Genomic DNA, 9830 nt, shown 5'->3' on the forward strand with positions numbered 1-9830 from the left:
AGGCTGTTGTTCTGGAGCAACTTGCCCGACTCGATCAGTGCGCAGCAAATCGCCGACTTGTACCGCCGTCGCTGGAGCATCGAAGGGATGTTCCAGCGCCTGGAATCGGTGCTGGACAGTGAAATCCGAACCTTGGGCAACCCTAAGGCGGCCCTGCTGGGATTTGCTTCGGCGGTGCTGGCTTACAACGTCTTGGCGGTGCTCAAGCGCAGCGTCGAACAGGCTCATCGTCAGACCGTGCCCGACGATTGGGAAGCATCGATTTTCCACCTGACGGTACAGGTACGCAGCGGATATGAGGGCATGCAGATTGCTTTGCCGTCAGAGCCCTTATCGATCCCCATCCCCGAAGATGGGCTGGCCCCGTACCTACTGACGCTGGCGAAAAACGTCTTACCCAAAGCCGTCGCCAAGAGCAAACGGGGCCCGAAGGTGCCCAAATCCAAAGAGTGGCTGGAAGGCAAAGCCGCGAATGCTCATGTGTCGACGGATCGGGTGCTCAAGGCCGCTAAAGCCAAAAGACCTTGAAAGGGCTGGCCGTAAGGGTGACACCTACCGACAAGTTGAGGACATCCTTGCTGGCGATGGCGTTGTTCATCAGGTACTTGAACATCGCCTCGTCGGAGGTCTGACCGTCGATGAAACGTTGTCCGGTGCGAGCGACAACCGCTTGCTGGATCAAACGTTGTTCGTAAAGTCCGTCACCCAGGCGCTTTTGACTCTCGTCGGGGTTGTAACCCAGGTTGGAGAGCAAATAGTCCGAGCTCATGAACTGTTTCAACTCGGTCAGCACCGGGTTGGTTTCGATGAGGTATTTCTGTGGGTTGGTTTTGAACGAGGTGTCCGGCAAACCCTGAACCCGCGCGAGTGTCTGACTGGCTACTGTATTGCCCACGAACGGGACGACATTGGTCGTCTGATTTACGCTGGGGCCCGAACCGCTGTTGCGGCTGGGCATCGGAAGGGAATGGCCATCGTTTTCGACGGGCGCGCTGACATCGAGCGCACTAGCGTTCACATTACCGTTGTTGGTTTGACGACTGATCAGGGCCAGTTGCCGATCAGTGGCTGCCACCGGGGCGACAGCACCGACCTGGACGCTACGAGCCTGAGTTTCAGGCAAATTTTGTTGACGCTGGGCAGCGCCGATCGAGGCACTGCCCATGTTCCAGTTTTGCGGCCCAACGCTAGTCGGGGTTACCTGTTGAGCCGACCCACCCTGCCCGCTCAAGCGAAACAAGCCGTTTTGCCCCGTCGGCAAGACGAAGCCTGGCAAGCTCAACGGGTTGACTTGTTGCTTGGAAAGATCAGGCGGTAGCTGACTGTTTAGATGCACCAGTAGCGGCTTGCCGGTACCGCCCCCAAGCGTGTTTTGCCGACGGTCCACGCCCGTACTGAACGCATAATCTTCGTGTACGACGCTGTTGGTAAGGGTTTGCGCAGCATTGATGCTGACTTTGCCACCCGCCTGGACGATTGCTGATTGAACAGCTCCGCCGTCCCGGGAAACCTCCACATCGCTGCTCACGTTAAAGCGGGTGAGTTCGGCAGGCAGAGGCAGCAGATTGTTGGGGTTGTATTCGGAAGTCTCATAACGCTCGGGCTTATGCCATGCGCCATACCCCAGCAGTTTTTGCTTGGTTACGCTGTCCACCAAGATCATGCGCTCTTCTTCACTACCTTTCTGTTGATACTTCTCCATGGCGTAGTCGGTAGTACGGAACTGACCGGCATTATCGATGTAGTGAAACGTCAGCGGCCCGTTATCGTTGCGCTTGTTGAACTCCCACATCGCCCCTAGGGCAAATCGATTGTGCGTACCGTCGGTAATCCCCGGCGCGCTGAAAATCCGTGTGCGCTCAATGGTCCCACCGGCTGCACCGATATTGCTGAAGTTGTTGGCAGCGATAGTGATGTTGCGAGCCGCCGTCACTTCGCTGCGGCTGTTGAGGAAATCCCCACCACTGAATGTGAAGTTACCGCCGGCGGTTAGCTTGGCCGTTGGAGATTGGTCGACCACCGACCCTTCGTAGATTTCACGCAGCCCATAATCGACGTAATAGGTATCTCCTCTGCAATCGTTGCAATGCACGGCAATGAACGATGAGATTAACTTGCGGGAGACTTCGAATTTTTCACCACGGTTGTTGAGAGTGGTGGCATTGATAGACATGTCCTCGACGCTTTCCATGACCCCGGAAATATTCTCGAGGACGCTGGTCCGCGCCGCGCCGTTGTAGCCTTTAACGTCAAGATCACCCAGGCTGTAGAAGTCGCCATAGCTGTTGGTCGCGTTGCCAACTTCAAGGGCCATGTCCTGACCGCTGAAAATCAGGCCATGATCGTTCATCAATGAAGGAGTTTTAACCCTCAACGATTGTGCGCTACCCAAGGTACCCGTGTTGTTCAGGCTTCCAGCTCCAACAGTCAGGTTCGCATTGGAAGTCAGTCGCCCGGCATTGGTCAGTTGTCCGGCGATGTTTACCGTAGAGTCACCGCCACCGGCGATGCTGGAGGCCGCGTTCAGATTCAGTTGCGCGGCAGTCAAGGCAAGGCCACCAAGGCTCGACATACGCCCATTGCCACCGTAGTTGCCGCCCAACGTGAGACTGATGGAGCCATCACTGGCAATCAGGCCGTCGTTGCTCCAGTTCCCCCCACTGCCCACCAAACTGGTGAATGCCAACAATTGCCCGGTGCTGGTCTGGCTCAGGTTATTGACGTTGACGGTCAGCCGCCCCGCCTGGATCACGCTGCTGTTGGTCCAGTTGTCGGCCGTAAGCGTCAGCCCGCCGCGCGTAACGACGCTGCCACCGGCATTGGTGATGTTGGCCGTGGAGATATCAAAGGTGCCGCTGCCTACGTGCAATAAGCTGCCGCCCAGATTCTGGAAGCTCGCGGCATTGAGGGTCAGGTCACTGTTGGCGGTTTCCAGGGTGCCGTTACGGTTATCGAACAGCCCACCAATCTGGAAGTTGGTCTTGCCACCGCTACCCAACGCACGCAACTGCCCCGTCTGGTTGTCCAGGCTCGCCGCCTTGACCGCCAGGGTGCTGTCACTCTCAATAATACCCAGGCGGTTGTTCAGCGCGCCGGTCAGGTCCAGGTCTATCTGGCTGCCCGCGATCTGGCCGTCGTTGTCGCCGCTGTTATCGAAGTCGTTACCGGTGACGTTGACCTTGCCTTTGGCGTACAGGCCGCCGTTGCGGTTGTCGAAGTTGCGGGTGACGACGATGGCATCGCCGGTTTGCGCCGAAATGCGTCCGCCATAGTTGTCGAGGCCGCCCCGGGCGGTCAGGTTCAGGCGCTGGGCCTGGGTGATGCCACCTTGGCGGTTGTTGTTCAGGTCGTAGCCGTTTTTCAGCACGCCGGTCAGTTGCGTGGTGAGCAAACCTTGCAGGCTGGCGAGCACGCCGCCACGGTTATCGAGATGGCGACCCGTTATGGTCACATCGCCGGCCTTGGCTTGGATTCGACCGCTTTGGTTATCGATGTCCGTATCGACGGTGAGTTTCAAATCCCCTTGGCTTTGCACTACACCCTTGCCGTTGGTAAGGCTGGTCGCGTCGATGTCCACGCCGCCGTTCTGGCTGTAGATCAAGCCATCGACGTCGTTCTGGACTGCGCCGGAGGTATTCAAGACCAACAAATCATTGGCCGCGACGGTGCCGCGGTTGCGGTTATCCAATCCCCCGGTGAGCAAGGTCAACAAGCCCTGGCTGGCGATCTGGCCGCCCTGGTTATTGATCTGCGTGGCGTGCTCGACCCGCAGTGGGCCGACGCTGGCGACCTTGCCGTTGGTGTTGGTCAGGGCGCCGAGCAGGTCCAGGGTCACGGCCGCGTTGCCGATCAGGTTGCCGCCATTGTTGTCCAGTGTGGTGCCGGTGAAGTTCAGCGCGTTTTGGGCGTTGACGGTGCCGCCAGCGTTACCCAGGGTCATGGCCTTCATGACCAGAGTCGCGCCGCTGTCGATCAAGCCGCCTTGGGCGTTGTTCAGCACACCGCCGGTGACGGTCAGAGTCTGGTCGCTGCCGCTGGACAGAATCCCGCCACGGTTATCCAGGCTGGCGGCGCTGACGGTGAGGTTTTTCTGGCCGACCAGCGCACCGCCAGCGTTGTTGAGCAGTGCCCCGCTGAGGGTGACGCCGACGTCTCCATTGCGGCTGGAGAGTGTGCCGTTGTTGCGGTTATCAAGACTGGAACCAGTGACCTGCAGCCCTTGCCAACCAGAGATCAGGCCGTTCTGATTGATCAGGCTGGTGGCGTTGAGGGTAAGCAGGTCGCTGCTGATCAGCTTGCCGCCCGTGTTATCGAGGATGCGTCCTGCCAGGGTGAAGCTCTGGCTGCTGGAAACTTCACCGCCCTGATTATTCAGGTCGCGCAGGCCGTTGATGGTCAACGGACCTTTAGCGGTGATCAGGCCATTGCGGTTGTTCAGGTCATGGTTGCCCAGGTTCAGCGTGACGGCTTGATCGCCCAGCAGGCGCCCGCCGTTTTGGGTCAGCGCGGCGAGGGTCAGGTTCATATCGCCCTTGGCCGACACTTCGCCGCCGTCGCTGGAGTCCAGCGCATTGGCAGTGAGCGTAAGGTCACCCTGGGCATTGATCAGGCCGTTGGCGCCGTTGTTAAGCGCCATGGCATTGAGAAGCAAGGTTCCGCCCGCCAGCACGCTGCCGCCCTGGTTGTTCAGGTCGCCGCTGTTGAGCGTGAGCAACTGCGCGGCGCTGATGAGACCTTGGGCCTGGTTATCCAGTTGCTGATCGATCGTCAGGACGAGGTTGCCACGGCTGGTGAGCGTGCCGCCGTTGTTGTTCAGGCTTTGGGCGTGGGTATCGACGCTGGCTGCGCCGATCATGCCTTTGACGTTGTTCAGCGCCTGGGCGATGCGCAGGGTCAGGCCCTGGTTGCTGAGCAGCCGGCCACCATCGTTGTTGAGGTTTGCAGCGGCCAGGGTGAGGGCTTGGGCGCTGGAAATTTCGCCGCCCTGGTTGTTCACGCCGTTGAGGTTTTTCAGCAGCAACACGCCGGGGGCGTTGATCAAGCCGCTCTGGTTGTTGAGCTGGCCGTTGTTCATGTCCAGGCTCAACGACGTGTTGCTGAACAATTGACCGCCCTGTTGATCCAGGCCGGCAACCGACGCGGTCAACGCGCCTTGGCTGCCGATGCGACCTCCCTCCTGGTTGTTGACCTGGGCGGCGGTGAGGTTCAGCGTGCTGCCACTGTTGAGCCGTCCTTTCTGGCTGTTGTCGAACGCACCGGTGGTGACGTTTACCGCGCCTTTAGCGCTGATGTTGCCCTGCTGACGATTGTCCAGTGCCGTGCTGGTGAGCAGCAACGCGCCGTCGGTGACCAGTTCGCCACCCTGATTGTCCAGACGCCCCAGGCTGTGCACGGTCAGGTCCGCCGCGCTGGACAGGCTGCCGCCAGTGTTGGTCAGATTGGCGGCGCTGACATTCAGCGTGCCTTCGCTGCTGAGTTGGCCCTGGGTGTTGAGCAGATCGCGGCTCAGGTTGATGCGCTGGTTCTGCTGGCTGATCAGGTAACCGCCGCTGTTGTCCAGGGACCCGCCATCGAGGCTTAGCTGAGTCTTGGCACTGAGCAGGCCCTTGGTGAGGTTGAGCAGCTTATCGACCGTCAGTTTCAGCGACTGCCCGGCAAATACCTGGCCGCCGTCGCTGTTGTCGAGATTCTGGCTGATCAGCGTGACGTCTGCGTTGCCCGACAGCTCACCGCCACGGTTGTCGAGATCGTCAACGTCGAGATCCAGCGCTTTTGTCGCGCCGATCAAACCGGCCTGACGGTTGTCGAGGCTGGCGGCCTTCAGCGTCAGGGCGTCGGTGCTGATCAGCGTGCCCTGGCGGTTATCGAAGCTGTCGAGGGTGGCATCGAGCCCGGTCTTGCCGGCGATATTCCCGGCACGGTTGTCCAGGTGATCGGCAACCAGCAGCAGCGCACCATCGGCAATCAACGAGCCGCGCTGGTTGTCGAGCACGGTTGCAACATTCAGGTCGAGGCGGTCACGGCTGCTGATCAGGCCATCGCGGTTGTCCAGGCTGTCGCTGCGACTGTCCACCGAGGCCGCCGAGATGGCACCTCGAACGTTGTTCAGCACTTGGGCAACTCTGAGCACCAAGCCCTGGTTACTCAGCAATTTCCCGCCACTGTTATCCAGGTTTTGCGCCAACAGAGTGAACGCTTGCTGGCTGGAGATTTCCCCGCCCTGGTTGTTGACGTCCTTGAGGTTGCTCAGCAGCAACGCACCCGAGGCGTTGATCAAACCGCCCTGGTTGTTCAACTGACCGTGGTTCAGGTCCAGGCTCAGGCCGGTGTTGCTGAACAGTTCACCTTGCTGTTGATCCAGCCCGGTGACCGACGCGGTCAGGGCTAGGCTGCTGGCAATACGGCCTGCGGCGTTGTTCACCTGCGTGGCGTTGAGCGTGAGCGTAGTGCCCGAGGTCAGGCGCCCGCCCTGGCTGTTGTTGAGGGCGCCGGTGGAGACCTGGGTCGCGGCCTTGCCCGAGATCAGGCCCTTTTGGCTGTTGTCCAGGCTGGCGCTTTCGAGGGTCAACGCGGCGTCGGTGCTGATGGAGCCCCCCTGGTTGATCAACGCGCCAGCACTGATGATCGACAACAGAGCGGCGCTGCTCAGGCTGCCCGCGGTGTTATCGAGGCTGCCTGCGTCGACACTCAACTCGCCTTCACTGCTGATCAAGCCTTTGTTGTTCAACAGTGCGTTATCGAGGGTGATCACCAGGCCGTTGAGGCTGTTGAGCACGCCTTCGCTGTTGTCCAGCGTGGTGCCGCTCAGGGTCATTTGGCCTTGGGCATGGAGCAGCCCTTTGCTCTGGTTGATCAGCTCAGCGACTGTCGCTTCCAGGTCAGTGCCGGCGATGAGTTTGCCACCCTCGCTGTTGTCCAGGCGCTGGCCGCCCACCTTAAGGCCAAGACCTGCGGAGAGTTCGCCCGCGCGGTTGTCGATCTGCCCGACCTGCATATCCAGCGCTTTTGTGGTGCCGACCAAACCGCCGTTGCGGTTATCGAGCGTCTTGCCGGTCAGGCTCAAATTGCCTTGGGCCACCAGCGAACCGCCCTGTTGTTGCAGGGTATCGATCACGGCGGTGAGGTCGGTTTGGCTGGAGATACGACCGAGGCCGTTCTGCACTTCAGCGGCCTTCAACGTCAGCGGGCCAACGCTGGTCAGCAGACCCGCGCTGTTGTCCAGGCGCGAGCCTTCGAAGTTGACGCTGCTTTTGCCCGTGATGATGCCGTTATCACGGTTATCCAGCTGATCGACCGTCAATTGCAGCGCCTTGTCGGCGCGGATGCTCCCGCCACGGTTGTCGAGCGAATCGCTGTGCAAGGTCAGCAGGTCGTTGCCGGCCAGGCGACCACTGCGGTTGTAGAGGCTGCCGGTTTGCAGGTCAATTACGCCTTTGGCAACCACTTGGCCTTGGTTCTGATTGTCCAGCAAACCGCTGATGCGCGCGCTCAGGGTGCCGTCGCTGATCAATTGGCCGCCGTTGCTGTTGTTCAGGCTGGCCGCCTTGATATCCACAACTTTGCCCGAGCCGAGCACGCCTTTGCGGTTGTCCAGCGCGTCGCCAAGATCAATGCTCAAGGCGCTGTCGCCCAGTACCTGGCCGTTGCTGTTATTCAGGGCCATCGCGCTGAGCCGGGTCAGGCCCGCGCTGGAAATCTCGCCATCGAGGTTGGTCAGCGTGCCGCCGACGTTTACGCTCAGGTCCGCATCGCTGCCCAGGTTGCCGCCGCTGTTGTCCAGGCTGGCTGCGTTGAGGGTCAACAGGCCAGCCGATGACAACAACCCGGCCTGATTGAGTAACTGCGTCGAGATGCTGGCGGTGAGCGCTCCGTCGCTGAGCAATCGGCCTGCCGCGTTGTCCAGTGACGCAGCGGTCAACTGAACGCTTTTGCTGGCGGAAAGGCGCCCACTCCGGTTGTTCACCTGGCCGCTGGCGTTGATGTCGAGCCCTTGGCCGGCCGCCACCAGACCTGCCACGTTATCCAGCGAGACAACGCGCAACGTGACGTTACTCAAGCTGTTGAGTCCGCCGCTGCTGTTGTTCAACTGCCCGATATTGGCCGTCAGGTTGCCATTGCTGCTGACTACGCCTTGGGCGTTGAGCAGCTTATCGGCGGTGATGTTCAGCGCACCGCTGCTCAACACGCGGCCTTTATTCTGGTTATCCAGCGTCCCGGCGTTGACCGTAGCGGTTTGCCCGGCACTCAGGGTCCCGCCCTGGTTATTCAACGCCTGCGCCACATTGGCCGTCAGGTTACGACTGGCAACGATGCTCTTACCGTGGTTATCGAGCGTATTCGCAGTAACGCTCACATCCCCCGAAGCATTGCGCGTGTTATCCGCGTTCACCCCGGCTTCAATAATGCCGTTGTTGCTCAACTGCCCACCCGCGTTCAGCGTGATGCCATCCCGCGCCGCGAGGGTTTGTTGGTTAGTCAGATTGCCCTGGGTCTGGGCGTTCAGGGTCGTGCCGGCATAGACCGCTCCCCGCGCATCGAGGCTCGCCGCCTTGACATTGACCGCGACCGTGGCCGAAGTATCGACCATGCTCAAATGACCATTGGCATCGAGCTGGATGTCGCCGCCGCTGGCGATGAGTTTGCCGTCCAGCTTCACGCCGACGCCGGCCTCGGTGCCCACCAACTTGATGGTGCCTGCGTACATACCGCCCAAGGCCGAGGAATCGATAGCCAGTTCGGGTTTCGCACTGCCGTCGTCAGCACGGGCGGTGGCGTTGAGGGTGTCGGCATTGACGTCATTGCGCCCGGCGACGATGGTCAGGTTCTTGGCCTGGATCTCGGCGTTGATCTTGGCGCTGCGGGTAATGATTTCGAAGTGATCGACGTTATTGGCGTTCAGGCCAGCGCCTTCAATCGTGACGCTGCCCTGGTCCACCTGATAGCGACTCAACTGGCCGTTTTCCACCATCGGTTTGCCGGTGCTCAAGGTCACTTTCGGACTGTTGATAAAGCCGCAGCCGTTGCAGGTGATGCCGTAAGGGTTGGCGACGATGACGTGGGCCGACTGTCCCGCCACCTCGGTGTAGCCGCGCAACTGGCTGGGGTTGCCGCCGTTGACTTCGTTGAGGATGGTGGTGGCGGCTGAACCCTGGAGGTTCGGGTTGCCGAGGATAATTCCGGCCAGTTGCGTGGACTGCGTGCGGGCGGTGGCGTTGTTGAGGATCACGCCGTTGCTGCCGACGTTGTAGTCCTTGAACTGGTTGTGAGACAGACCGCTGCCATTGGGCTTGGCGATGTTGACCACCGGTACGCCGTTGCCGGCCTGGCCGAGGCTGGTGCCCGGGGCGCTGACCACGATGCCGTCCGCCTGGGCCCACAGCGGTTGCCAGAGCATGACGTTGGCCAGCAGGAACGCCAGGCCGCGCTTGGGCATGCCCCAGAAGGCGTCGCGGGTTTGCAGGGCAGCAGAAGGCTGGCGGGCCAGGAAGGCGTGTTGGCGGTCGTCCATGAACAGGTCTCGTTACAGCAGAAATTAGATGGATACATCCACGCGGAAGTAGATCGGCGCTTCGCGCTCGGTCAGGGCATCCGGACGTTCCAGGGAATGGGCGAAAGTGACGCTGGCGCTCAGGTGCTCACCACGGGCGAACAGCTCCAGCGAGTTGCTCGACATGCGCCCGTGCTGGTCGCCGTTGTAGCGATCGCCACGAATCACGCCCTGGTCATAACCGAGGCTGGTGCCGTATTCGCCGAACACCGGGCGCAGCCACTCCAGCGTCACCGGGCGACTCCAGCGCAGGTCGTTGCGCCAGTAGCCGCCGCTGTCGCCG

The 9830-nt window shown here is 60.7% G+C and carries 1 protein-coding gene and 2 pseudogenes; 1 reads left to right on the plus strand and 2 read right to left on the minus strand.

All coding sequences use genetic code 11. The annotated features are described in order from the left end of the window. Positions 1 to 528, plus strand: a pseudogene (locus KGA89_RS28455) (IS4 family transposase); the annotation flags it as partial. A gap of 7 nt (positions 529 to 535) precedes the next feature. On the opposite strand, the pseudogene KGA89_RS28460 reads toward KGA89_RS28455, so the two are convergent. After that, a pseudogene (locus KGA89_RS28460) lies at positions 536 to 9508 on the minus strand (filamentous hemagglutinin N-terminal domain-containing protein); the annotation flags it as partial. A gap of 24 nt (positions 9509 to 9532) precedes the next feature. Further along, positions 9533 to 9830 (minus strand): ShlB/FhaC/HecB family hemolysin secretion/activation protein (locus KGA89_RS28465; protein WP_317846396.1); only part of this gene is annotated, 298 nt, incomplete at its 5' end.

The sequence above is a fragment of the Pseudomonas sp. A-RE-22 genome (assembly GCF_019956035.1).
Taxonomy (GTDB): Bacteria; Pseudomonadota; Gammaproteobacteria; order Pseudomonadales; family Pseudomonadaceae; genus Aquipseudomonas; species Aquipseudomonas brassicacearum.